Annotated in this window: 21 protein-coding genes and 1 tRNA gene; 11 read left to right on the forward strand and 11 right to left on the reverse strand. The window is 69.4% G+C overall.

Annotated elements, in window-relative coordinates; translation table 11 throughout:
• The first annotated feature begins 60 nt into the window (after window positions 1–60).
• The 3 genes from AAFN86_RS07105 to AAFN86_RS07115 all read left to right on the forward strand — a co-directional run bounded on the left by AAFN86_RS07105 (window position 61) and on the right by AAFN86_RS07115 (window position 1938).
• Entirely contained in the window at window positions 61–909 is an 849-nt protein-coding gene (locus AAFN86_RS07105) for a diguanylate cyclase domain-containing protein (RefSeq protein WP_347542576.1), read from the forward strand.
• A gap of 226 nt (window positions 910–1135) precedes the next feature.
• Window positions 1136–1795, forward strand: a complete 660-nt coding sequence (locus AAFN86_RS07110) for a DsbA family oxidoreductase (RefSeq protein ID WP_347542577.1) — start codon at window positions 1136–1138, stop codon at window positions 1793–1795.
• A gap of 67 nt (window positions 1796–1862) precedes the next feature.
• Window positions 1863–1938 (forward strand) — tRNA-Val (locus AAFN86_RS07115).
• 412 nt (window positions 1939–2350) lie between these two features.
• Here AAFN86_RS07115 and AAFN86_RS07120 read toward each other — a convergent pair.
• The 3 genes from AAFN86_RS07120 to AAFN86_RS07130 all read right to left on the reverse strand — a co-directional run bounded on the left by AAFN86_RS07120 (window position 2351) and on the right by AAFN86_RS07130 (window position 6959).
• Entirely contained in the window at window positions 2351–3148 is a 798-nt protein-coding gene (locus AAFN86_RS07120; RefSeq protein ID WP_347542578.1) for a hypothetical protein, read from the reverse strand.
• Between the two features lie 68 nt (window positions 3149–3216).
• On the reverse strand, window positions 3217–6705 hold the full coding sequence (mfd, locus tag AAFN86_RS07125; RefSeq protein WP_347542579.1) for a transcription-repair coupling factor: 3489 nt from the start codon (window positions 6703–6705) through the stop codon (window positions 3217–3219).
• Entirely contained in the window at window positions 6660–6959 is a 300-nt protein-coding gene (locus AAFN86_RS07130; protein WP_347542580.1) for a succinate dehydrogenase assembly factor 2, read from the reverse strand. Before AAFN86_RS07130 ends, mfd begins: the two co-directional genes overlap by 46 nt.
• Before the next feature lie 27 nt (window positions 6960–6986).
• Here AAFN86_RS07130 and recG point away from each other — a divergent pair, with 27 nt between their 5' ends.
• The 8 genes from recG to AAFN86_RS07170 all read left to right on the forward strand — a co-directional run bounded on the left by recG (window position 6987) and on the right by AAFN86_RS07170 (window position 15704).
• On the forward strand, window positions 6987–9119 hold the full coding sequence (recG, locus tag AAFN86_RS07135; protein WP_347542581.1) for an ATP-dependent DNA helicase RecG: 2133 nt from the start codon (window positions 6987–6989) through the stop codon (window positions 9117–9119).
• A gap of 112 nt (window positions 9120–9231) precedes the next feature.
• A complete protein-coding gene (locus AAFN86_RS07140; RefSeq protein WP_347542582.1) occupies window positions 9232–9960 on the forward strand; it encodes an ABC transporter ATP-binding protein in 729 nt (242 codons plus the stop codon).
• On the forward strand, window positions 9960–10688 hold the full coding sequence (locus AAFN86_RS07145) for an ABC transporter permease subunit (RefSeq protein WP_347542583.1): 729 nt from the start codon (window positions 9960–9962) through the stop codon (window positions 10686–10688). Before AAFN86_RS07140 ends, AAFN86_RS07145 begins: the two co-directional genes overlap by 1 nt.
• Window positions 10689–10693: 5 nt before the next feature.
• Window positions 10694–12637, forward strand: coding sequence for a GldG family protein (locus AAFN86_RS07150; protein WP_347542584.1), 1944 nt, complete (start codon window positions 10694–10696; stop codon window positions 12635–12637).
• A 14-nt stretch (window positions 12638–12651) separates the two neighbouring features.
• Window positions 12652–13773: a DUF4340 domain-containing protein gene (locus tag AAFN86_RS07155; RefSeq protein ID WP_347542585.1), complete on the forward strand. Its 1122-nt coding sequence runs from the start codon at window positions 12652–12654 to the stop codon at window positions 13771–13773.
• Entirely contained in the window at window positions 13770–14207 is a 438-nt protein-coding gene (locus tag AAFN86_RS07160) for an NUDIX hydrolase (protein ID WP_347542586.1), read from the forward strand. Before AAFN86_RS07155 ends, AAFN86_RS07160 begins: the two co-directional genes overlap by 4 nt.
• Window positions 14204–14440: a hypothetical protein gene (locus AAFN86_RS07165; RefSeq protein WP_347542587.1), complete on the forward strand. Its 237-nt coding sequence runs from the start codon at window positions 14204–14206 to the stop codon at window positions 14438–14440. The genes AAFN86_RS07160 and AAFN86_RS07165 overlap by 4 nt, the downstream gene beginning before the upstream one ends.
• 250 nt (window positions 14441–14690) lie before the next feature.
• Entirely contained in the window at window positions 14691–15704 is a 1014-nt protein-coding gene (locus tag AAFN86_RS07170; RefSeq protein ID WP_347542589.1) for a tripartite tricarboxylate transporter substrate binding protein, read from the forward strand.
• A 352-nt stretch (window positions 15705–16056) separates the two neighbouring features.
• On the opposite strand, the gene AAFN86_RS07175 is transcribed toward AAFN86_RS07170, so the two are convergent.
• The 8 genes from AAFN86_RS07175 to AAFN86_RS07210 all read right to left on the reverse strand — a co-directional run bounded on the left by AAFN86_RS07175 (window position 16057) and on the right by AAFN86_RS07210 (window position 24490).
• On the reverse strand, window positions 16057–16326 hold the full coding sequence (locus AAFN86_RS07175; RefSeq protein ID WP_347542590.1) for a hypothetical protein: 270 nt from the start codon (window positions 16324–16326) through the stop codon (window positions 16057–16059).
• A gap of 1 nt (window position 16327) precedes the next feature.
• Window positions 16328–17263: a protein-methionine-sulfoxide reductase catalytic subunit MsrP gene (msrP, locus tag AAFN86_RS07180; RefSeq protein ID WP_347542591.1), complete on the reverse strand. Its 936-nt coding sequence runs from the start codon at window positions 17261–17263 to the stop codon at window positions 16328–16330.
• Between the two features lie 59 nt (window positions 17264–17322).
• Window positions 17323–18777, reverse strand: coding sequence for a glycosyltransferase family 39 protein (locus AAFN86_RS07185; RefSeq protein ID WP_347542592.1), 1455 nt, complete (start codon window positions 18775–18777; stop codon window positions 17323–17325).
• A complete protein-coding gene (locus tag AAFN86_RS07190; RefSeq protein ID WP_347542594.1) occupies window positions 18777–19880 on the reverse strand; it encodes a glycosyltransferase in 1104 nt (367 codons plus the stop codon). The genes AAFN86_RS07185 and AAFN86_RS07190 overlap by 1 nt, the downstream gene beginning before the upstream one ends.
• Window positions 19881–19930: 50 nt before the next feature.
• Window positions 19931–20485, reverse strand: coding sequence for a manganese efflux pump MntP family protein (locus tag AAFN86_RS07195; RefSeq protein ID WP_347542860.1), 555 nt, complete (start codon window positions 20483–20485; stop codon window positions 19931–19933).
• Window positions 20486–20703: 218 nt separating this feature from the next.
• Window positions 20704–22272 (reverse strand): EAL domain-containing protein, encoded by a 1569-nt coding sequence (locus AAFN86_RS07200; protein ID WP_347542595.1) that lies wholly within the window; start codon window positions 22270–22272, stop codon window positions 20704–20706.
• A gap of 226 nt (window positions 22273–22498) precedes the next feature.
• Window positions 22499–23179 carry an NIPSNAP family protein gene (locus AAFN86_RS07205; protein ID WP_347542596.1) on the reverse strand — a complete coding sequence of 227 codons (681 nt, stop codon included), beginning with the start codon at window positions 23177–23179 and terminating at the stop codon, window positions 22499–22501.
• Window positions 23180–23425: 246 nt separating this feature from the next.
• Window positions 23426–24490: a zinc-binding dehydrogenase gene (locus AAFN86_RS07210; protein ID WP_347542597.1), complete on the reverse strand. Its 1065-nt coding sequence runs from the start codon at window positions 24488–24490 to the stop codon at window positions 23426–23428.
• Between the last annotated feature and the right edge of the window lie 218 nt (window positions 24491–24708).

The raw sequence follows: 24708 nt of genomic DNA on the forward strand, positions 1-24708 counted from the left end.
CCGGATCCACAGCCCGAGCAGCGCCGGGTTGGATTGGCGCCGTGACATGAGTTTTTCGCCTTGAGCCCTGCCGCCGCCGCCCTTGTCGCGACGCAGGTTGCCGTCCTGCTGCTGACCCTGGCCAGCGCGGCGCTGGCGGTGCGCACGGCGCTGCAATCGCGCCACGACCAGCGCAGGGCCATGCTGGCCGGACTTGGGGCGATCGTCCTGCTGGTCAATGCGGCCATTGTCGGCATCGACGCCATCGCGGCATCCCCGGGGTCCGGCTGGCTCGCACTGGTTCGACTGGTGCCCCAGGCGGCGCTGCCGCTCGTCATCCTGCTGCAGTTGCGAAGCTTGCACCGGCGCGACGGCCAGGCCCGCGCCGCGGCGCGCGACGCACCTTTCAACCATGCCACCGGCCTGCCCAACCATCCGCTCCTGCTGCGCCAGATCATCCCTGCCCTCGCCCGTTGCCGGCGCGATGCGGCGCCGGCGATGTTCCTGGTGGCAAGCATCGACGGCCTGGACGACCTGCGCGCACATCGCGGCCCGGGCCAGGCCGCCGAGATGCTTCGCAGCCTTGCCGGCAGTATCGGCGACACGACGCGCGCAGGGGACCTGTCGGGCCATGTCGAACCCGATGTGCTCGGCACCCTCCTTCCGGCCGCCACCGAGGAGGCCGCCGAACGCGTTGCCGCCCGCCTGCGCGCCCTGTCATCCGAGCGCATGATCGATCCGGAGATGAGTGGCCAGCGCATGACGATCAGCGTGGGCGTCGCGATGGTCGGTGACGGCGCCGAACCCGCCGCACTCGAGGAAGCCATATCGTCCGCGCTGACCGCCTTGCGGGGCGCGATGGCCGATGGCGGTGACCGCATCCGGCTTGCCCCCACGCCCCCGGGTCGCCAGGCGGGCGTATCGGCCTAGCGCAGCGGCCGCCCGGGGGGCGACGACGCTCCCGTCGGCCAAGCGTTCCGGTGGATCGCGCGCGGCCGGACCACGCCGTTCCGGCACGCCGGCCCAGTGGCATGGAGCCCCCGGGGTGGGCGCCCGCCGACCTGGGCGCCGCCACCCTCCCCGCAAAAGACGAAATGACAGAATGGCTTGGCCCGCGAAGGTTCCACCGTGGCGAGGGCTGCTCTAGGATAGCCTGGTGAACCTTCTCGTCCCCCCTCGCGCGAGGCTGCAGGTCGAGGTCGTCTTCGACCTGGTCTGTCCTTGGTGCTATCTCGGCACGCGGCGGCTGAGGCGAGCGCTTCGGGCACGCCCCGACATCCTGGTCGACATCGTGTGGCGGCCCTTCCTGCTGAACCCCGACATTCCATCGGCGGGGCTGCCGCGCCAGGAATTCCTCACGCGCAAGTTCGGCGGCGAGGAGCGGGCCCGGCGCCTGCACGCGACGATCGCCGAACTGGGGCTCGCGGAGGGCGTGCCCTTCCGCTTCGACCACATCCGCCGCATGCCCTCCAGCCTCGACGCGCATCGCCTGGTGCGTTTCGCCGTGCGCGAGGGTCTCGGCGACGCCATGGTCGACGCGCTGTTCCACGGCCACTTCGCCGAGGGTGCGGATCTCGGCCATCTGGAGACGCTGACCAAGCTGGCGACGCGCGTCGGACTCGAATCCATGTCGGTGATCCGCTTCCTCGAATCCGGCGCCGATTCCGATGCCGTGCATGCGGAGAATCTCCGCGCACATCGCCTCGGCATCAACGGTGTGCCGTGCTTCGTCGTCGCCGGCCGCCACGCCATTGCCGGCGCCCAGGAACCCGAGGTGCTGGAACGTCTGCTCGACGTCGCGCTGGTCGAAGCGTGATCGAATCCGGCAGGGGCCTTGCGCGGTCCGCCGACCGCGTCTAAGAGGGCGACCCCGGCCAGGACGGGGGCGCATAGCTCAGTGGTATGAGCGCCTGCTTGACACGCAGGAGGTCCGTGGTTCGATCCCACGTGCGCCCACCATTCCCCTCGATCTCATGAATTATGTGTCGGCCCGTATATCAGCGGGCTTGGCGTGCTAGCCTCGCCAGTGGACGCATCGCCTTGGCCAGAACGGGAGCGTGATGCGTTCACCTTCGTTCAGCCGTCACGCTTGAACCTCTCGCCCGATCACGTGAGTCAGACCTTCGGTGCCCGCGCAACTGCGGCGGTCACGCTCCCGGCGGCTGCAGCAGGATATTCAGGGTGGAACCGACCAGAGATGCGCCTTCGGGTCGCGGGTCAGTGCGCGAGCGGTTCCGGATGCACCATGGCCGCCAACGCGGCGATCCTGGCGCGCAGCCAGGCACGCGCCGCGCCGCTGGCGTGAGGTGCGACAACAGGCAACGCCAGCTGTCGCGGGCGCCTACGACCGCGGCGAGCGCGGCCGGAGCGATCAGAAGCGGTAGCGGAAGCCCACGGCGAAGCTGTTCGCGCCTTCCCACACGCCATTGTACAGGCCGAACATGCCGCTGCGATGCATGTAGCGCAGCGCCACCTCGTACTGCGGGTGCTCCGGCAGGGCGAAGGTGATTTCCGGCGAGAAGTAGTTGAGGAAGGCCGACTGGTTCTGTTCGGGCCGCGCATCCGTGCCGCGCTCGACCTGCGGCAGCCTAGTCACGAAGTCGGGGCCCATTGACAGGCCCAAGGTCGTGTAAATGTAGTTCGACCAGGGGAAGCCGTCATAACGGAGATAGGCGACGGCCCAGAATTCGCCGCCCTCGGTCTGGCCGAAGCGGTATTGGCTGCCTAATTCCAGATCGACCGTGAAGAACCGCCAGAAGCGGCCGAGACGGTACTGCACGGCGCCGCCGACCAGCGTGTCGTCACCCCATGAGCCGGTCCATGGCTCGATGATGAGTTCGCGCAAATAGCCATCCGCCACCGAGGAGCCAACGAAGAGCGTCCCTGACCAGGGCCGCGCATCGGCCAAAGCGCGCGCGCGGTTGGCGGGCGTGAGGTTCGCGAGGTCCGTCGCCGTGATCGCCGCCACGGCGGCGGCCGGCGCGCTGAGCGGCCCCGGCACCGGCGCGGGCTCTGAGACCGGCGCCACGGCTGGCGCGCTCTCAGCCGCCGGCAGGGCCTGCTGGCGCGGCGTCGTGACGCGCTCAGGCGGCGGGCCACCGGCAGCGAGCATCAGTGCCGCGGCCGCCAGGGAGGCCAGACGCGCAGGCCGGGAAAACACAACGGTCATGTAGAGGCACCTTGGTCGGATCACGTTCCGATTACGTCCAGGACCGCCGGCTTGCAACCACCCTCGGTTCAGGCCGCTCGGGCGCGCCGCACCAGCTTGGCGAGCGCGGTCAGCAGGTCGCGGGCCGCTTTGACCCGCTGCGGCAGGTCCATCTCCCGCAGCAGCGCCATTTTATGGTCCGGGCGCAGCTTCACCTGGCCCTTCTGCGCCGTTACCCAGCCGACCATGCCGGCCGGGTCGGCGAAGCGATTGCCGCGGAAGGACAGTACGACGCCCTTCGGCCCGGCATCGAGCTTCTCCACCCCCGCCTCGCGGCATAGCCGCTTGATGGCGACGACCTGGAGAAGGTTCTCGACCTCCGGCGGCACCGGGCCGAAACGGTCGGCGAGTTCGGCGCCCATCGCATCCGTCTCGCCATCGGAGGCGAGCGAGCCGATGCGGCGATAGAGGCCAAGGCGCACCGGCAGGTCGGCGACATAGGTCTCCGGGATCAGCACCGGCAGGCCGAGATTGATCTGCGGCGTCCAGTCGCGTTCCGAATCGCCGCCCTTGCCCTGCCCGGCCTTGATGTCGGCGACGGCCTCCTCGAGCATCTGCTGGTACAACTCGATGCCGACCTCGCGTATCTGGCCGGACTGTTCTTCACCGAGCAGGTTGCCCGCACCGCGGATGTCGAGGTCGTGGGAAGCCAGGGTGAAGCCGGCGCCGAGATTGTCGAGCGTCTGCATCACCTCCAGCCGCTTTTCCGCCGCCGGCGAGAGGCGATGCGACTGCGGCCAGGTCAGGTATGCATAGCCGCGCAGCTTGCCGCGCCCGACCCGCCCGCGCAGCTGATACAGTTGTGCGAGGCCGAACATGTCGGCGCGATGGATCAGCAGCGTGTTCACCGCCGGCATGTCGAGCCCGCTCTCGACGATGTTGGTCGCCAGCAGGATGTCGTGCTTGCCGTCGCCGAACTCGGTCATGATGCGTTCGAGTTCGGTCGGGCTGAGCCGGCCATGGGCCTGAACCACGCGCGCTTCCGGCACGATCTCGGTGAGGCGTTCGGCGACCTTCGCCATGTCCTCGATGCGCGGCACGACGCAGAAGATCTGGCCACCGCGGAAGCGCTCGCGTTGCACAGCCTCGCGCAGCACCACCGGGTCCCAGGGCATGATGAAGGTGCGCACGGCGAGGCGATCGACCGGCGGCGTGGCGATCACGCTCATCTCCCGCACACCGGTCAGCGCCAGCTGCAGCGTGCGCGGGATGGGGGTCGCGGTCAGCGTCAGGACATGCACATCGGCCTTGAGCGATTTCAGCGCTTCCTTGTGCTTGACGCCGAAATGCTGCTCCTCATCGACGATCACCAGGCCGAGATTGTCGAACTCGATGCCCTTCGCCAGCAGCGCATGGGTGCCGACGACGATGTTGACGGTGCCATCCTTGAGGCCGGCGCGCACCTCGGCCGCTTCCTTGGCCGTGACCATGCGCGACAGCTGCGCGACGCGGATGGGGAAGCCCTCGAAGCGCGCGCTGAAGGTGCGCGCATGTTGGCGCGCCAGCAGCGTGGTCGGCACCACGACCGCGACCTGCGACCCGGACATCGCGCTGACGAAGGCGGCGCGCAGCGCCACCTCGGTCTTGCCGAAGCCGACATCGCCGCAGATCAGGCGATCCATGGGCCGGCCGGCGGACAGGTCCTCCAGCACATCGGCGATGGCGCGGGACTGGTCCTCGGTCTCGGCGAAGGGGAAGCGGGCGCAGAATTCGTCCCACAACCCCTCGGGCGGGGTCGCCAGCGTGCCGTCCTTCATCCGCCGCAGGGCGGCGGTGCGGATCAGTTCGCCCGCCATGTCGCGGATGCGGGACTTTGCCTTGGCCTTGCGGTTCTGCCAGGACACGCCGCCCAGCTTGTCGAGCGCCACGCCCGCCGTTTCGGTGCCGAAGCGCGACAGGATCTCGATGTTTTCGACCGGCACGAAAAGCCGGTCGCCGCCATCATAGGTCAGTCGCAGGCAGTCATGCGGGGCTCCGGAAACCTCGATGGTGGTCAGGCCCTCATACCGCCCGATGCCGTGGTCCTGATGGACGACAAGGTCGCCATCCGCAATCTCGGTGGCGTCGGCGATGAACTGGTCGGCGCGGCGCCGGCGGCGCGGCGGGCGGGCGATGCGCTCGCCCAGGATGTCCTGTTCGGCAGTAACGGCAATGCCATCAGCGACGAAGCCGCGTTCGAGGCCCATCACCACCAGGGCGACGACGCCATCCGGCAGCGCGCGCGCCGCCTTCCAATCCTCGGCGGCCACGGCGGCGATGCCGTTCTCTCGCATAAGGTTGGCGAGCCGTTCGCGCGACCCCTTGGTCCAGGCCGCGAGCAAGGGCCGGCGCTTCGCCTTCAGATGCGCGCCCACCAGCCCGGCATAGGCGGTGAAGACGTTCTCTCCCGCCGCGCGCGCATCGGTCAGCAGCGGACCGGGACGGCCGCCCGCCTCGACCCCCTGCCCGCCCTCGGCACCGCCGGCAAAGGGGCTGAACAGCAGCACCGGGCCGCCCGACAGCATCTCGTTCCAGCCCTCGCGGTCCAGATGCAGCGTGTCCGGCGGCGCAGGGCGATAGGGCACTTCGCCTTCCGCCACGCGCACCGGCACGCGGCGGGCCTGGTAGTGGTCGGCCACCATTTCGAAACGCGCCGTCGCGACGTCCCCAGCCTGGTGGTCCAGGCTGACGGAAGCGCCGGGCAGGTAGTCGATCAGTGTCGCCATGCCCTCATGGAACAGCCCGGCCCAGTGCTCCATGCCCGGGTGCTTGCGTCCGGCGCTGACCGAGACATAGAGCGGGTCTTCCGCCGCCGCCGCGCCGAACAGGTCGCGATAGGCGGACCGGAACCGGGCACGGGAATTCTCGTCGAGGAACACCTCGCCGACCGGGCGCAGGCGCAGTTCGGGCACCCCCTTGCCGCTGCGCTGCGTCGCTGTATCGAAGCGCCGCAGATCCTCGATCTCGTCGCCAAACAGGTCGAGACGAACGGGATCCGATTCGCCGGCCGGAAACAGGTCCACGATGCCGCCCCGCACGGCGTATTCACCATGTTCCATCACAGTGCCGGTGCGGTGGTAGCCGTTCGATTCCAGGAAGGCGGTCAGGACTTCCGGCGCCACGCGCCCACCCTTCTTCAGGGTCATGGTCGCGCCTTCGAAGGTCGCCGGCGGCGGCACTTTCTGGGCGGCGGCATTCACCGTGGTCAGCAGGATTCGCGGGCGCGCCGGCTTCTCCAACAACCGCGTCAGCGTGGCGACGCGTTCGGCAACGATCTCGGGATTCGGCGAGACGCGGTCATAGGGCAGGCAATCCCAGGCCGGGAATCGCAACAGCTCGACCTCGGGGGCGAAGAAGCCGATCGCATCGGCCATGCGGGCCATGCGGGCATCGTCGCGGCAGATATGGACGACCGGGGTGTCGGTTTCCGCCCGGCGGCGGCAGAGGAGAAGGGCGTCGAAGCCTTCGGGGGCACCGTGGACCGTGACGGTCCTCACCGTTCCGCCCCTGGCGGCACGCCCGCGCCAGTCTGCCCACATTCGGCCGCCATGCGGCGCATCATGGGCGTATCGGCCTGCGGCGGGATGGCGCGGCGCCCGGACAACCAATCGGCCAGGTCCACATCCCAGTGCTCCAGCACCGCCTCGATATCATCCAGCTCGGCCTCGGTGAATACAGCGATGTTGCGCGCGACGAAGCCGCCGATCATGAGATCGGCTTCCTTCGTGCCGCGGTGCAGCGCCCGGTAGACGAGACGGCGGCGGCGGGGGGCGAGGTCCTGGGGTTCGGGCATGGGCTCCGCCCTGCCATATAGAGGGCGATGGGAATCGTGTCAGCCCGACCAGATGCAACTTTGCGCCCTGGCAGCATTGCGGCCGGCGATGCGCTGGCGCCTCTGTTCGCGCCAATCGCCGGGCTGAAGGGCGTGAAGGAAGCCGAGGCCAGGCTGATCGCCAAGGCTGCGGACGGATCGCGCGTGATCGACCTGCTGCTGCACCTGCCCGAGCGCTATCTGACCCGCCGCCGTATCGAACGCCCCTCCCAGGCGTTGCCCGACTCCGAGGCGCTGATGCCTGTCGTCATCGGGTCGCATAAATCCGGCCGGTCGGCACAGGGCCGCCCCTATGTCCGCGTCCGCTGCGAGGCGGGCGGCGAAGCCATCACCGCCTTCATGATGAATTGGCAGAAACCCTGGGCGGAAAAGGCCCTGCCGGTCGACGCCACGCGGTGGTTCGCCGGCACCCTGAAGGAGGAAGGCGACGATTGGGTCATCGTGAATCCCCAGGTTTCGGCAAAGGAGGACGGCATCCCGACGGTCCAGCCGGTCTGGCCGCTGACCGGCGCGCTCGGTCTGCCGCAGGTGACGCGGGCGATGGCTGCCGCCCTGGCGCTGGTGCCCGACCTGCCGGAATGGCAGGACGTCCCCCTGCTGCGACGGGAGGGCTGGCCGGGCTTCAACCACGCCTTGCATGCCATCCAGGCGCCCGCCCAGGACCCCGGCATCGCCCCGCGCCGTCGGCTTGCCTATGACGAGTTGCTGTCCGGCCAGGTCGCGCTCGGCCTGGTGCGCCGGCGGTCGCGCGAACGCCCCGGGCGGCCATTGCCGCCTGGCGAGGCCCTGCGCGGCCGGGCGCTTGCCGCCTTTGGCTTTCCGCCCACCGAGGCGCAACGACAGGCGATCGCCGAGATCGACGCCGACCTGACCGCCCCGCGTCGCATGCTGCGCCTGCTGCAGGGGGATGTCGGCTCGGGCAAGACGCTGGTCGCGGTGATGGCCATGCTGCGCGCGGCCGAGGCAGGTGCGCAGGCCGCGTTGATGGCGCCGACGGAACTGCTTGCCCGCCAGCACCTTCGGACCTTCCTGCCGCTGTGCCTCGCCGCGGGGGTCGAAGTCGCGCTGCTGACCGGCAGCGTGAAGGGCAAGGAACGCAAGCGTGTCCTGAAAGGCTTGCAGGATGGCAGCATCCCGCTGGTGCTCGGCACCCATGCGCTGTTCCAGGAAGGCGTGGCCTTCCGCGACCTCGCCCTGGCCGTGGTGGATGAACAGCACCGCTTCGGCGTCGCCCAGCGCTTGATGCTCGCCGAGAAGGGCGAGGCGGTGGACATGCTGGTGATGACCGCGACACCCATCCCGCGCACCCTGCTGCTGACCCAATGGGGCGAGATGGCGGTCAGCCGCCTGGCCGGGAAGCCCCCCGGCCGCCAGCCCATCGCCACCCGCGTCGTCAGCCAGGACCGGCTGCCGGAGATCGTCGACCGACTGGGCGAGGCGATCGGCCGGGGCGAGCGCGCCTATTGGGTGGTGCGCGCCATCACCGGGTCCGAACGCGATGATTCCGTCGCCGCCGAGGATCGTTTCGCCGAATTGAACGAACGCTTTCCCAGCCTGGTTGGCTTGGCGCACGGGTTGCAGGACATTGCCGTGCGTGAGGCATCGCTGGCCGATTTCTCCGCCGGACGGACGAAGATCCTGGTCGCCACCACGGTCATCGAGGTCGGTGTCGATGTCCCCGAAGCCACCATCATGCTGATCGAACAGGCCGAACGCTTCGGCCTCGCGGCTCTGCACCAATTGCGCGGGCGGGTCGGGCGGGGGTCGAAACCGTCATCCTGCCTGCTGGTCCATTCGCCCGGACTCACTTACGGCGAGAAGCAGCGCCTGATGGTGCTGCGCGACTCCGACGACGGCTTTGTGATCGCCGAGGAGGATCTGCGCGCGCGCGGCGGCGGGGATGCCCTTGGCGCGCGGCAGGCGGGCATGCCCGGGGCGCGCCTGCTCGACCCGCGGGAGGAACCGGAGGAGTACGCCCGGCTGGTCGACATCGCCCATGACGACGCGGAAGTGCTGTTGCAACGCGACCCGGCGCTGACCACACCGCGCGGCCAGGCCGCCCGCCTGCTGCTGGCGATCTTCGGCCACGACCTGTCCATGGCCCCGCTCGACGCCGGGTAGGGTTACAGCTCGTCACCGGCCGGGGGCTTGCATCCCGCCACCGCACGGGTCAAATCGCCCGCCGCCCGCCGGGGCATCCTTCCGGATTGGTGACGCTTAAGGGAGTCCGGCCTTGCCCGCCTTGATCGAGATCGAGCGCCTGACCAAGCGCTTTGGCGCCTTCATGGCCGTGGACGACGTATCGTTCTCGGTCGATCGCGGCGAAGTCGTGGGCTTCCTCGGGCCCAATGGCGCCGGCAAATCCACCACCATGAAGATGCTGGCCGGATTCGTGACGCCCACCGCCGGCACCGCCCGCATCTGCGGCCAGGATGTCGTGGATGCCCCGGTCGCCGCCAAGCGTAGCCTGGGCTACCTGCCCGAGGGCGCCCCGACCTACCCCGAAATGACCGTCACCGCCTTCCTGACCTTCTGTGCCCGCATCCGCGGCTTTCGCGGCATCGAGGCGGCCGAGCGGGTCGAGGATGCGATGGAGCTGACCGAACTGGAAGGCGTGCAGCTCCAGCCGATCGAGACATTGTCCAAGGGCTTCAAGCGCCGCGTCGGCCTGGCGCAGGCGCTGCTGCACGACCCGCCCGTGCTGGTGCTGGACGAACCGACCGATGGTCTCGACCCCAATCAGAAGCACGAGGTCAGGGAACTGATCCGCCGCATGGCGCCGCAGAAGGCGATCCTGATCTCGACCCATATCCTCGAGGAAGTGGAAGCGGTCTGCACGCGTGCCATCATCATCGCCCGCGGTACGGTTCTCGCCGATGGCACGCCGGCCTCGCTGACCCCGCCGGGACAGACCCTCGAACAGGTGTTCCGGACCATGACCATGCCGCAGGACGCCGCCTGATGGGCGCGCTGATCGTCGCGCGACGCGAGCTCGCCGGGTATTTCGCAACGCCCGTCGCCTATGTCTTCATCGTGATTTTCCTGATGATGTCGGGCGCCTTGACCTTCACCCTGGGTGGCTTCTTCGCCCGCGGGCAGGCTGACCTGTCGCCCTTCTTCACCTTCGTGCCCTGGCTGTTCCTGTTCCTGGTTCCCGCCCTGACCATGCGGCTTTGGGCGGAGGAACGGCGGCTGGGGACCATCGAATTGCTGCTGACGCTGCCGCTGCCGCAATGGCAGGCGGTGGTCGGCAAGTTCCTTGCCGCCTGGGCCTTCTGCGCGATCGCGCTGCTGCTGACCTTTCCGCTCGTGCTGACGGTCAACTACCTCGGCAATCCGGACAATGGCGTGATTGCCGCGGGCTACGCCGGTTGCCTGCTGGTCGCGGGTGCCTTCCTGGCGGTGGGCGCGGCGATGTCGGCGATGACCAAGAATCAGGTCGTCGCCTTCGTTCTCGCCGTTGCTGTCTGCTTCGTCTTCACCGCGGCCGGCAGTCCCGTGATCACCGAATTCCTGTCCCAGCGAATGCCGGTGCTGGCCGAAGTGGCGCGCGGCGTGTCCATCACCGAGCGCTTCAACAGCCTGACGCGCGGCGTGATCGCGCTGCGCGACGTGGTGTTCTTCGGGTCCTTCATGGGCTTCTTCCTGTTCGTGAATGCCGTGGTCATTGACCACCGGAAGGCGGATTGACCGAGATGAGCGGCACCTCCTCCCCTGCCCGCGCCGGGACGCGGCGCATCTGGTCCTCGGCCCTCGGCCTCGCCGCCGCCGCCACGCTGGCGATCGGCGTCAACATGCTGGTCGATCGCCTCGCGCCGCGAGCGCGTGTCGATCTCACCCAGCAGCAGCTCTACACGCTGTCCGGCGGTACGGTGTCCGTGCTGCGCGGGTTGCAGGAACCGGTCACGCTGCGGCTGTTCTACTCGCGGCGCCTGGGTGCGGCGGTGCCGGCCTATGGCTCCTATGCCGAGCGCGTGCGCGCCATGCTCGAGGAATACGTCGCTGTCTCCGGCGGCAAGGTCCGGCTTGAAGTCTTTGACCCCGAACCCTTCTCGGAAACCGAGGATCGCGCACTCGCACTCGGCATGCAGGGCGTGCCGGTCGACCAGTCCGGCGAGCAGATCTATTTCGGCCTCGCCGGCAGCAACCTGCTGGATGACGAACGTTCGATCCCGTTCTTCCAGCCGGAGCGCGAACGCTTCCTGGAATTCGACCTGACCCGGCTCGTCTATGAATTGTCGTCCCCGCGCCGCCCGGTGGTGGGGGTGATGTCCACCCTGCCGATGAACGGCGACCCGCGCATGATGATGATGATGCGCGGCGGCCCGGCACCGCAGCCCTTCGCGGTGATGCAGACGCTGCGCCAGTTCTACACGGTGCAGGACGTGCCGCTCGATGCGCAGCGCATCGCCGATGATGTCCAGGTGCTGATGGTGGTACATCCGCAGGGCCTGTCGGACGCCACGCAATACGCCATCGACCAGTTCGTCATGCGCGGCGGCAAGCTGATCGTCTTCGTCGATCCGCATTCCGAGGGCCAGGCCGGACGCCCCGGCCCCGGCGGGCGGCCGCCTGCCAGCACCGCATCCGAGTTGAACCGCCTGTTGAACGCCTGGGGCATCGATGCGCCGAATGAGGCTGTGGTGCTCGACCTGCGCGGCGCCTGGCGGGTGCGCGCCAATCCGAATGACCGCGTGCAGGCAGTGGACTACCTCGCCTGGTTCAACATGCAGGGCGATTCGATCAACAACCAGGAAGTGGCCACCGCGCAGCTCAACCAGGTGACGGTCGCCTCGGCCGGCCACCTGCGCCAGCGCGACGGCGCCGCCATCGAATTCACCCCGCTGCTGACCAGCAGCGAGCGCAGCATGCTCGCCAATGTCGAGCGGGTGAAGGACAACCCCGACCCCGCCCGCATCCTCGCCGAGTTCCGCCCCGAGCACCTGCGCCGGACCATCGCCGCGCGCGTGCGCGGTGAGTTGACCTCCGCCTTCCCCGACGGCCCGCCGCCGCCGCCCGAAGGCACCGAACGCCCGGCCGATTTCCCGGCGCACCGGGCGCGCAGCACCGGCCCGGCCAATTTCGTCGTCTTCGCCGATGCCGACGTGCTGGAGGACCGCTTCTGGGTTCGTACCCAGGACTTCTTCGGCCAGTCCGTCGCCACGCCGTTCAGCGACAACGGCTCGCTGGTGGCGAACCTGGTCGATACCTTCGCGGGTGGCGATGCGCTGATCTCGCTGCGCTCGCGCGGCGAATCGCAGCGCCCCTTCATCGTGGTGGACGACATCCGCCGCGACGCCGATGCCCGCTTCCGCCAGACCGAGCGGGAGTTGACTGAACGCCTGCAGCAGACCGAACGCCGTCTGCGCGAACTCCGCCAGGGCCAGGGCGGCGATCGCGGCCAGGGTGGCGCGGTCATCACGCCGGAACAGCGCGCCGAGATCGACGCAGCCCGCGCGCAGATCCTGCAGACCCGCCAGCAGCTGCGCGCTGTGCAACTCGACCTACGCCGCGACATCGAGGGGATGGAGGTGTGGATGCGCATCATCAACATCGCCGCGGTGCCGCTGCTGCTCGCCGTCTTCGCCATTGGCCTCGGCGTGATGCGCGCGCGCCGGCGCGGCGCGGCCCGGGCCTGAGGGGGAAACGACCGATGCAACGTCGTACCCTTCTGGTGCTCAGCGGCGCCGCCATCGTCGCCGTCGGTGGCGCGCTGGTGCTGAACCCCGGCCCGGCGCCCGCCCCCACGCCGGCCGGTGCGGCACTGGCCTTCCCGGGCCTCGCCCAGCGGCTGCAATCGGCGGCCAAGATCGTCGCCACCCGCCATGACGGCACACTTGAGATCACCCGCCGCGGCGAGACCTGGGTGCTGCCCGCCAAGGGTGGCTATCCGGTGCGCCAGGAGAAGGTGCGGGAACTGCTGGTCGGCCTGACTGAACTGCGCCTGACCGAACCACGCACCGCCAATCCGGACATGCTGGACCGGCTTGGCCTCGATGACCCGACGAAGGAAGGCTCCACCGCCACGCTGCTGCGCGTGCTGGATGCGCAGGGCGGGGTCATCGCCGAACTGGTGATCGGCCGCCGCCGCGTGCGTACCCAAGGCAATGTGCCGGAAAGTGCCTTCGTGCGTCGCCCGGGCGAGAACCAGGCCTGGCTTGCCGAAGGCCGCATTCCCGTCGATTCCGACCCGCAGCTGTGGCTCGACCGCGACATTGCCAACCTGCCGCGCGAGCGCGTCCGCCGCGTCGCCATCAACCGCACGGGCCAGCCGCCGCTGGTGCTGACCCGCGCCGAGGGACCGGACGGCAAATTGCAGGTCACCGAACCCGCCGATGCGCCGCCCGCCGACGAGACCAATCTCGACGAGGTTGGCCGCGCCTTCGAATTCCTGACATTCCTCGACGTCAAGCCGGAAACCGAAATCCCGGGCGAGGCGCTCGGCGACAGCCGCTTCGTACTGACCGACAACCTCGCCGTCGTCGTGCGCCCCCGCAAGGATGGCGAGGCGATCTGGGTGACCCTGGCAGCCGAGGGCGATGACGAGGCCGCGCGGCTCAATGCGCGCTGGCGCGGCTGGGCCTATCAGGTCGGGCCATGGAAGGAGAAATCCTTCGTGCCGCTGATCGCCGATCTGCGCCGGCAGGAGGAACCCACCACACCGGCCGAGGACGCACCCGCCGCCGCGCCGGATACCCCAGCCACGGCCCCTCCCGCCGCGCCTGACGCTCCGGCCACGGCACCGGCCGGCGAGGCACCGCCGCGTCCGCAGTGACCGGGCGCGAGTATCCCGACCGCCCTTGGGTCGGCATCGGCTGCATCGTGTTCCGTGACGAACAGGTGCTGCTGGTGCGTCGCGGCAAGCCGCCGCGCATGGGCAGCTGGTCCATCCCCGGCGGCGCACAGCATGTCGGCGAAACCGCCGAAGCGGCCGCGCGGCGCGAGTTGTTCGAGGAAGCCGGGATCGAGGTCGGTCCCCTGGCGCTGGCCATCGTCGTTGATGCCATCAGCCATGATGACGAAGGACGCGCCCTGTATCACTATACCATCATCGACTTCGCCGCCGCCTGGATCTCCGGTGAGGCCCGCGCCGGGGACGATGTCAGCGAGGTCGCCTGGGCACGACACGAGGAGCTGGTCCTCTACGACCTGACACCGGCAGCGCACAACGCCATCGCGGCCGCCAGGGATGCGCTGGCCCGGGGGTGATCCGGCCTGCCATCCTGGCCCCCGCCGCCATCGCCCAGAAAACCCCCGCCGTCGTCTACTGCGTCAACAACCGCATCATGGTCGAGCGCGCGACACTGTCGCAGATGCAGAGCGGCCGTGGTCACTCCAAGATCTGCATCATCGGCCCGTCCTTCGACTCCCAGCCGGATGGCGTCGCCTGGGTGCGGCAGAACCTGCGGTCGGATGTCGGTGGGAATTGTCGCTGCCGTTGAAGGAGTGTCTGTCGGCGCCCGTTTGCTGAACCATGCCGCGTTCGCATGCGTTCAGGCCGCTTGTTGCAGCAGTCATTCGGCAAGCATCGCCATGTGGTCGGATGGATCCGCTTGGACGCGCGCTGCACCGAATGACGAGGCGCGCCCGGAGGGACGCATCGCCTCGCTGCGGCCCATGCGCCGTCGGCCCTTCCCCCAACCGCACCGACACGGCACGCTCCGGCGCAGACGCACTGCCGGAGACATTGCCATGCCGATCGCCCCCGTCCTGAACCGACGCCTGCTGCTTCTGGGCTCTGTCGGCCTGATTGCCGCACCTGGCATTCTGCGTGCCCAGCCGGTCGCCGGCGGCCGCACCGCCCGCGTCATCGTGCCCTTCCCGCCCGGCGGCGCGGTGGACATCACCTCGCGCCTGTTCGCGGAACGCCTTGGCCCGGGTCTTGGCCAGACCGTCGTCGTGGAAAACCGCGCCGGCGCCGGTGGGCTGATCGGCGCGGACGCCATCGCCAAATCCGACAACGATGGCGGCACGATGGGCCTGCTCAGCGCCACCACCTGGTGCGCCGCGCCCTTCATGCATGCGCGCATGCCCTTCGATGTCCGGCGCGACCTGACGCCGATCACCCAGCTGACCGACGGTGCCCTGCTCTGCGTGGTGAATGCCGAGACGGCACAGCGCAATGGCTGGACCGATTTCCGCGCCTTGATCCAATGGTCGCGCGCGCATCCTGAACAGGTGCGCATGGGCTCCTCGGGCTCGGGCACCTCATCGCATCTCAACATCGCGGCGATCAACCGCTTCGCCGATGCCAAGATCCTGCACGTGCCCTATCGCGGCGGCGGGCCTGCCATCAATGACCTGCTCGCCGGCACCATCGACATGATGTTCGACGTCATGCCGGCGCTGATGCCGCATGTGGAAGGCGGCAAGTTCAAGGCCCTCGCCGTCTCCTCGGCCGACCCGCTGCCGATCCTGCCCAATATCCCCGGCATGAAGTCCTTCGCCGATCTGGGCCTGGGCGATCATGCGCTGGTCAACTGGAATGTGGTCTCGGTCGCCGGCGGCACCCCCGCACCCATCGTTCAGCGCCTGTTCGACGCGGTGCAGGCCGTCGCCCGCCAGCGCGAATTCGTCGAGCGGCTGCGCCCGCTCGGCTACACCGTGGTGCTCAGCGACAGTCCAGCCGCCGCAGCGGCGATGATCCAGACCGAGACGCCGCGCTGGCAGCGTCTAGTCGAGATTTCGGGCGCGCGCATCGAATAGTGGGCGGCCCGCGGGCGCTGCATTGCGGTGATGGTGATCGGAGTGAGGCGCCGCCTCTGTCCAAGCCGCAGACCGCCAGGGTGCCGGTGCCGGCCACACTGGACCGCCGGGACCTGGTCGGCATGGGTCAGAGGCGGCCACGGCGCCTATCGGCAGATGAAGGTATCCAATCGCCCCCGCCCTTGGAGGAGGGGGCGTATAGGTCGGCCAAGGAACAATATGCCCGCCCCTGGCAGCTCATCACCTCGCGAGCGGTGCTGCCCTCATGGCCGTCAGAGCCGCCCGGCTGGCTCGAAGGGGAGCAAATGCTGTAGCCGGCCGATACCGCGGACTGAAGGCGGCCGCCGACGTATCACCCCCGGCCGGGCCGCATCGCACTGACCAGGAACATGATCAGGCAGATGGCCGCGGGCACTGTCCAGGCCGGCATGCCGAACAGCGGCATGAACAGCGAATCCCACGCCCCCTGCCACAGCACGCCCTGAACGCCGCTCTGCATCGTGGTCAGGGCCGTCGGGTTGACGCGCGTCAGCGCAACGCCGAACGGCCATCCCCAACCGAAGGACAACCCGATCACCAGCGCCGCGGCGCCGAACAGCAGTCCTATCAGTCGCAGGATCATCTCATGCCCAGAGTCGCTCGTTCTGCAGTCCAGTGTAGAGAGGCGCGACGAAATCCGCATAGCCGTTGAACAGCCGCGTCGGCACGCGTTCATTGGTGCCGATCACCCGCTCGCTCGCCTGGCTCCAGCGCGGATGGCTGACCTCCGGGTTCACATTGGCCCAGAAGCCATATTCCGTCGCCTGGATGCGTTCCCAGAACGATACCGGGCGCTGGTCCGTCAAACGGATGCGGGTGATGCTCTTGCCCGCCTTGAAGCCGTATTTCCACGGCTGGTGGAAGCGGATCGGCCCGCCATTCTGCGCCGGCAGTGCCTTGCCATAGGCACCGACCACCATGAAGGACAACTCGTTGCCGGCCTCCTCGATGGTGCAGCCCTCGGTGTAGGGCCAGGGATACCAGGACTGGCGCAGCCCGGGCATGACGGCGGGGATCGCCGCTGTCTCGAACACCACATACTTCGCCGAGGCCAGCGGATTGACCTGTGCCAGCAAGGCCGAGAGCGGGAAGCCGGTCCAGGGCACCACCATCGACCACGCCTCGACGCAGCGCAGGCGATAGACGCGCTCCTCGATCGGCATGGTGCGCAGCAGGTCCTCGATGCCGAATTCGCGGGGCGTGCCGACCATGCCCTCGACCTTCACGGTCCAGGGCCGCTGTGGCAGCCGCTGGGCGGCGCGGCTGATGCCCTTGTCGGTACCGAACTCGTAGTAGTTGTTGTAGGTGGTGGCATCGCGCTCGGCGGTGATGTCGCGGCCGGGGACGTAGCGCGTGTTGCGCATCGCCGGCGGGAATGCCTCGGCTGTCTGGGCCATGGCGGGTGCGGCCACCATCAGCCCCGCACCGATCCCGAAGGCCTTGCGCCGCCCGAACACCAGATGCTCGGGGCTCGCTTCACGCTCGGGGATCTCCCAGCCACGCGGAATGCGGATCGGCATGCTCAAACCTCCGTTGTGCCTCAAAGATCGGTCTGCCCGGCCCGAGGTCAAGCGTCACGTCAGTCCCCCGGCCTTGGCAACACCGCGGCCGGGGGCTGTCCGGGCCCCGTCGTGACACGATGGAGGCGATAGGCCTCCGCCTCGATGCCATGGCGGCTGCGGACCAGGCGCCCCACCCCGTCCGGCAGCGCTTCCGCACCGGGCCAGAGTGGAGGCCACTCCCCCCGTCTTTCGCTGCGCAGCAGCAGGCCGGTTACGCCCGGCGCCGGGGCGGGAAGCGAAAAAAATCGCCAGCGCGGATCCATCGCGATCACCACGCGCCCACGCGGCAGCCGGAAGGCCAGGACGGATGCGAGCCCGTATTCCTCCGCGGCGACGAAGTTTGCCCCCTCCCGCGTCATGGCGGCGTCGAGGTCGGCCGCGAACCCATCCCAGCCGCCAAGCCGCGCCAGAGTCGGATCGCTCCGCCGCGGCAGCGGCAGCGGTGCGGCGAGCGCCTGCAGATACACCGCCCCGGTCATCACCAGCCCGAGCACCACCGCTGGCCGGCGCAGCCGCAGCCAGCCCGGCGCGACCAGCAGGGCCGCGGCGGCCATGCAGGCCGCCGGATACAGGATCGCCGGCCAGTTCCCCTGCACGCGGCTGCCCGTCGCCTGCCACAGGAAGATCGCAGCCCCCGGGACAGTCAAGGCCGCCAGCAGCAGCGCGGCGCCGTCGCGCCCGCGCCACCAGCGCCACGCCGCCGCAGCCATCCCCGCCGCGCACAACACGAAGACCAGCGGCGTCGCCAGACCCAACTGACCCCCGATCAACTCGCCCAGGTAGCGCAGCGCCCGGCCTGCCTCGATCGTGCCCGCGCGGCCGCCCTGCTTGGCGAAGGACGCCCAGCCATGGCCGGCATTCCACAGCACCACCGGGGCAAAGACGGCGACAGCCACGACCCCGCCAGCCCACAACTGCCACCGCAGGAACCAGCGGCGCGCGGCGGGGTCCAGCAACAGCCACGCCACGATGCCGAGGCCGAGCAGCGCGGCGGTGTATTTGCTCAACAGGGCCGCACCGGCGAAGACGCCGACGGCCAGCCACCAGCGCGCATCCCCACTGCGGTGAAGCCTTGCCAGCGCCCAGATCGTCGCGGTCCAGAAGGCGATCAGCGGCGTATCTGGCGTCATCGCCACCGCACCGATGCCGGCGAACAGCGTCGCGTTGAACAGCGCAGCCGCCCAGGGCCCTGCCCGACGGCCGGGGAACAGGTCCTCCGTCGCGCGCGCCAGCATGATCGACCCGATGGCGAGGCAGACGGGCCCCATCAGCCGTATGCCGAGCGCCGTCTCCCCGGCCAGCAGCGTCCCCGCGCGAATGAACAGCGCGACCATCGGCGGGTGATCCAGATAGCCGCCCTGCAGGTCGCGCGACCAAACCCAGTAATACGCCTCGTCCGGCGCCAGCGGCAGGATGGCGGCGATCGCCAGCCGCAGCAGCGTCAGTCCCGCCAGAGCGGCAAGCCAGCCCATCAGCGCGGACGCCACACCAGCGTCGAGGAGACGGCGTAGTTCCAGACGACCGTCAGCAGCGCCCCTGCCGCGCCCGCCAGCCCCCAATTCACCAGCCCGTCGCGCAGCAGCAGCCCGGCGATGCCGACATTGGCAGCCGCCCCGATGCCGCACACGACGTAGAACAGCAGCAGCCCGCGCGGGAGTGCCGCCCCGCGCAGCCGCCGGTCGCGATAGGTGATGCGGTTGTTGAGCAGGAAATTCGCCGTCATGGCAACGAAGGTCGCCGCCCATTGCGCCGGCCAGAAGCCGACCGGCCCGATGCCGTGCAGCAGCCCCAGCACGACCAGATGCACCAGCACGCCGATCGCCCCCACCAGCCCGAAGGCCATGAAGCGCAGCGGTACGATCCCGCCCAGGGCCTTGTCCGCCAGTAGCCCGCCGAACTCCAGCAGCACCGCGGCGTCGAGCTTGCTCTCGCCGGCTTCCCGCGCGCGGAAGGTGTAGGGGATCTCGGCGACGCGCAGAGGCCGTCCCGCCGATAGCAGGATGTCGAGCAGGATCTTGAACCCGGTGGCGGTCAGCTTGGGCGCGAGGTTGTCGAACAACGCCCGCGGCATTGCGAAGAAGCCGCTCATCGGATCGGCCACCTTCACCGGCAGGGCGGCGTTCGCCAGGGCCGCGCCGCCATCGGAGACCATGCGCCGGATCGGCGACAGCCCTTCCCCCATCGCCCCGCCTTCGACGTTGCGGCTGCCGACCACCACCTCGGCCTGGTCGGCCTCCAGCAGGGCCAGCATCCGCGGCAGGATCGTCTCGTCATGTTGCAGGTCGCCATCGATGACGGCGACATAGGGCGCGGCGCTGGACAGGATGCCCTCGACGCAGGCCGAGGCGAGCCCTCGCCGCCCGATGCGGCGGATGCAGCGGATGCGCGGGTCGCGCGCAGCGATCGCCTTGGCGCGCGCCGCCGTGCCATCGGGGCTGTCGTCATCGACGAAGATCGCTTCCCAGGCGATGCCGGCGAGCGCCGCATCCAGTCGCTCCACCATGGGGGCGACATTGGCGGCCTCGTTGTAGCAGGGGATCACCACGGCGAGTCGCGGCGGGGCGGGCGGCGTCATGGCCGCTTCCTGCGCTGCGCCGCCGGGAAGGGCAAGCCGCACGCGCCAGATCAGGCCAGCAGCATGTGTTCCAGCAGAATCTTCGTGCCGAGCCCGACCAGCGCCAGCCCGCCCAGCGCCTCGGCGATCCGCCCGAAGCGCCCGCCTAGGTAGCGTCCGAGCAGCATGCCGAGCGTCGCCATCACGGCGGTCGCGAGCCCGATGGCGATCGCAGCCACGGTGATGTTAGCCCCGACAAAGGCAAGGGTGACGCCAACCGCCATGGCATCGAGGCTGGTCCCGACAGCGGTGGCCAGCAGCACCAGCAGCCCGTGCCGGCTCGGCTTGGCTGGCGGCGCTTCGCCGTCACGGCCACGACCGGCTTCGAAGATCATCCGGCCACCCACCAAGGCGAGCAGAACGAATGCGATCCAATGATCAAAATCATCGATCCTGCTGGCGGCAGCGAGGCCGATGACCCAGCCGATGACGGGGGTGATGGCTTCCACCACGCCGAAGATCAGCCCGGTACGCAGCGCCTCGCCGAAGCGCGGGCGGTCGAGGGCCGCACCCTTGCCGATAGAAGCAGCAAAGGCATCGACCGACAGGCTGAATGCCAAGGTCATCGTGGTCAGTGGTGTCACGCGGAGTCTCCTTAAGCGCGCGATACCTACAGTAACTGTCGATTTTGCGGAACTGCGAATTTGTTGCGAATCAGAAGAGCGCGCATGTCGCCAAAGGCCTTGCCTGATTGCGGCCAGGGGGAGAGTTGGAGGGCGCAATGTCCTCTCCGGTTCCGCCACCCGCAGCCATCGGCCAGCACATCCACGCCCTATCGGAACGCCTACCGGCCCGGCAGCGCGCCCGGCCGGCCGAACAGGAAGCCTTGGCCGAAGGCGACGCCGAGGTTCTGCATTAACGTCGCCTGGGCCTCCGTCTCAATGCGTTCGGCCACCACCTGGGCGCCGACGGCGGTGGCCAGGTCCACCATGGCGGAGATGAAGCCCCGATCCCGGCCGCTCTCGACCGCATGGGTCACATAGATGCCGTCCACCTTGACGAAATCGACGCGGAAGATGCGGAGGTAGCGGAAGGCGGCCGCACCCGCGCCGAAATCGTCGATGCAGACCGGCAGGCCGAGCCCGCGCAGTGCATCGACCGTGCGGCAGGCTTCGGCCTCGTCCTCGATCTCGGCGGTTTCGGTGATCTCGACCAGCAGGCGGCGCGCCAGGGCGGGATCGGCGTCGAGCATGGTGCAGAGCTGGTGCCTGAAGGCTGGGCTTTGCAGCGACAGGCCCGACAGGTTGCAGGCGATCCGCGCCCCGCTGGCCGCCCGCGCCGCGTCGCAGGCGGTCCCCACCACCGCCCAGTCGAGCGCCTCCGACAGGCCCACCGTTTCGGCGAGAGCAATGAATTCCGAGGCCTGGTCATACGGGCTACCGGGGGTCGCGATCGGGCGAAGCAGGGCTTCGTAATGATGGGGACGGCGGTCGGCGAGCAGCACGATCGGCTGAAACGCCAGGCGGAAGCGCCGTTCCGCGATGGTCCGGCGCAGCGCCGTCGCACGGTCGGAAGCCGAGGAGACGAAACCTGCGAGGCCCCCCGCGAAGCCCGCCTTGGCCAGTGCGGCATCGCCGCCACGCGAGAAGGCCGACAGGGCGAAGCGCAGAGCGCGTGTCGTCTGCAACGGGCTGAGGCCGCCGGCTTCCAGCGGCAGGCTCCGCGTCCCGATCCTGCCCGGCAGGCCATGCTGGGCCATCAGCAGCGCCACCTGATCGGCCAGGACGTGCACATCGGGCCGGCCCTCGGCCGGCAGCACCCCGAAACGGCCGGAGCCGAAATCCGCCGCCACCGCCCCCGCACCGCCATGGCTGGACAGCACATCCTGGATGCGCGCCGCGAGGTCCGCACGTGGCGCCAGCGCGCCGCCGTCACCGGTCAATTCGATCAGGCCGAGCGCCCCGGTCGCACCTTCGCCAACCCGCAACATCTCCTCGGCCGCGCGGGCCAGGCCAGGACCGCCGGGCAGCGGGCCGCCGGGAAGTTCGGCCGGCAGCGGCGCGAAGGTCAGGCAGTAGCGGCCATGGCCGCCGGGCGCCGCCAGCCCCGCCATGCTGAAGGCCGAGCGCGCCGCGTCGGACAGCCGGATGGCGGTCGGGCGGATCCGTCCCGTGGCGGTGAGCAGTTCGAGTGCGGTGCCGATGCCCGATCGCTGATCCCGCGCCACCATGGTTTGCAAGGGCTGCCCCAGGAAACTGCGGCCTGGTCGGCCGAAGCGAGCCGGAAAGGCGCCCTCGGCGAAGGTGATGCGGCCATCGGCATCGGTCTCGACCAGCATTTCGGCCGCGGCGAAGGCGAAGGTCAGGAAGCGGTCCGCTGCGCTGGGGGCCGGGTGGCGAACGGTTTCCTGCATGGTCCTACCGGGGCGAGAAGGGATGCATCCTCGCCGCCGGTGCTGAAGTCCTGGTTAACCGCGCGTCGCGCCGTGTACGACTGCCGATCCCCTGCATCGTCCTGGCATCCCGGCCGTCGCCGTGCTCCCTGCACGACGGGCGGGACAAGGCCCCAAGGCTCAAAATCCCCGATGCCGCACCGCAGCGCCGGGTGAGGCGCCGAAGCCCCTCACCCGGGCGGCCAGGCTACTTCACCACCGAGAAGGAGGTCGGCTTCAGCCCCATCACGGTCTGCTGCTTCAGCGCGCCGAGGCCGCCGACCATCTTGCCGAATTCCTGCCATTCCGGGTCGTTGGCCATCGCCGTGCGGCGGCGGTCGCGATCGCCGAAGCCTTCATACAGCCAGCAGAACACCACCTGGTTGATCGGCCCGATCTCGGTGACCGCGAACATTAGCATCTGGCCCAGGATGCGCTTCTGCACCGGCAGCCCAACCTCCTGATACGCCTTGATCCAGGCCGGCATCTTGCCCGGATGGAAGTCGTAGGTCCGGTGGTCCACCACCATGCCGGTGCCGCCGATCTCACGCTTGAAGGCGAAGTCCTTGGCCGAGGTGATCGGCGAGAACGAGGTCGGCTTCAGGAACTTCACCTCCTGCGCCATCAGGCAGCCGGCGGAGGCCTTCTTGAACTCACCCCACTGGGCATCGGCTTCACGTGCCGCGATGCCGGCATCGCGGGTGTCGATGTCGTCCCAGCCGCGCATGAAGACGAAGCGGTTGATTGGCCCGACCTCGGTCGTGAAGGTGCCGAGCGAGGGCGCTCCCAGCGTGCGGGTCGAGGCCGGAAATCCATAGTTGCCGAAGGCGTCGATCCATTGCGGCTGCTTGCCGGGATGGAAGGTGTATTGGCGGTGTTCGATGTACATGGCGTGTCCTCTTCAAGCGCGCGCGGCACATTCGACCGGCCGGCAAGGTCAGGCAAGACGTGTCGGCATCATCGGTCCGCGAAGGAAGGAGGCGGCGCGCGCGGAGGCGCGATGCCTGCCGTCTCGCGGACCGTAAAGGCGGTCCGGGGCGCGACCGCGCCCAACCCGCCTGCGGCACCGGGCGCGTGAGCCCGGGGCGCGAAGGCAAGCCGCACGGATGTGCGGCGCCCGCCGTCCAGGAACCGGCTATGCCGCGGGCAGGATCACGCCCTTGCCATCGGTCTGCCGATCGAACAGGCGATAGGCTTCCTCGGCCTGGTCAAGGCGCCAGCGATGGGTGAACAGCGCATCGACGTTCACCCCGCGATCGGCGATGTAGCGCGCGCATTCCGCCTGACCGCCGGTCGAGAAGGTCCAGGACCCGATCAGCGTCACCTGCCGGCGCAGCATGTCCGGGCTGACGTCGAGCGTGACCTCCCCGCCCTCCCCCACGAAGCAGGCCTTGCCCCAGGTGCGCACGCATTGCACCGCCTGGCGCCGCGCCAGGGGATTGGACGAGGCATCGAGCGAGGCATGCGCCCCCAGGCCGTGCGTCGCGTCCTTGATGGCGCCGAGGACGTCATTCGTCTCGGCCGGGTTGATCAGCAGGTCGGCGCCAAAATCCTTCGCCCGCCCAAGCCGTTCGGGCGAGGTGTCGAGCGCGATCACCCGCGCCCCCATCTTCGCCGCCAGCAGCGTCGCCGACAGGCCGACCGGCCCCTGGCCGAACACCGCGATGGTCTGGTCCCCGGTCAGCCCCAGCCGTTGCAGCGCGCCCCAGGCGGTGCCGGTGCCGCAGGAAATCGCGGCCCCCGTCTCGAAGGACAGTTCCTCCGGCAATTCGACCAGCGTGCGCGCCGGGCATTTCAGGTATCGCGCATGGCCACCATGGCCGGTCGCGCCATAGACCTCCTTCACGCCCTCGTCACACAGTTGCATCCAGCCGGTGTTGCAGCGCGGGCAGACGCCGCAGCCGCGATAATGATGCTGCATGGCGCGCATGCCGACCCAGGCCTGGTTCGCCGCCACGCCCTGCCCCACCGCGACCACCACGCCGCAGGGTTCATGCCCCGCGATGATCGGCCCGGATGTGGCGCCAAGGCCGAGTGCGGCCGTCCGCCCCGGCCCGCCCGCCGCGCGATAGAATTTCAGGTCGGACCCGCACATGCCGGAGGCACGCATCTCCAGCACCACCTCCCCCGGGCCTGGCGACGGGTCCGGGAAATCCATCAGTTCGAGCTTGCGGTCCCCGGTGAATACGACACCCTTCATGCGGCGTTCCTCCTGCGCTTGCTGGCAGCCAACCACCGAGCCGCGGCGCGGTCCAGCCAGGTCGGTTGTTTTTGCAATGCAGCAAAACTGAGATGGTGGACGGCGCCATTTATGTTCTAGGTCAAGGCGTGGAGCGGCGAGCCATGGCACGTCGCTGCCGGCAAAGCGCCAGGAGGCTTGCATGGCCGACGAGACCCGACCGACCGACCCGCTGCCGC

Origin of the sequence: Roseomonas sp. CAU 1739, assembly GCF_039839775.1 — a bacterium.
Lineage (GTDB): Bacteria > Pseudomonadota > Alphaproteobacteria > Acetobacterales > Acetobacteraceae > Neoroseomonas.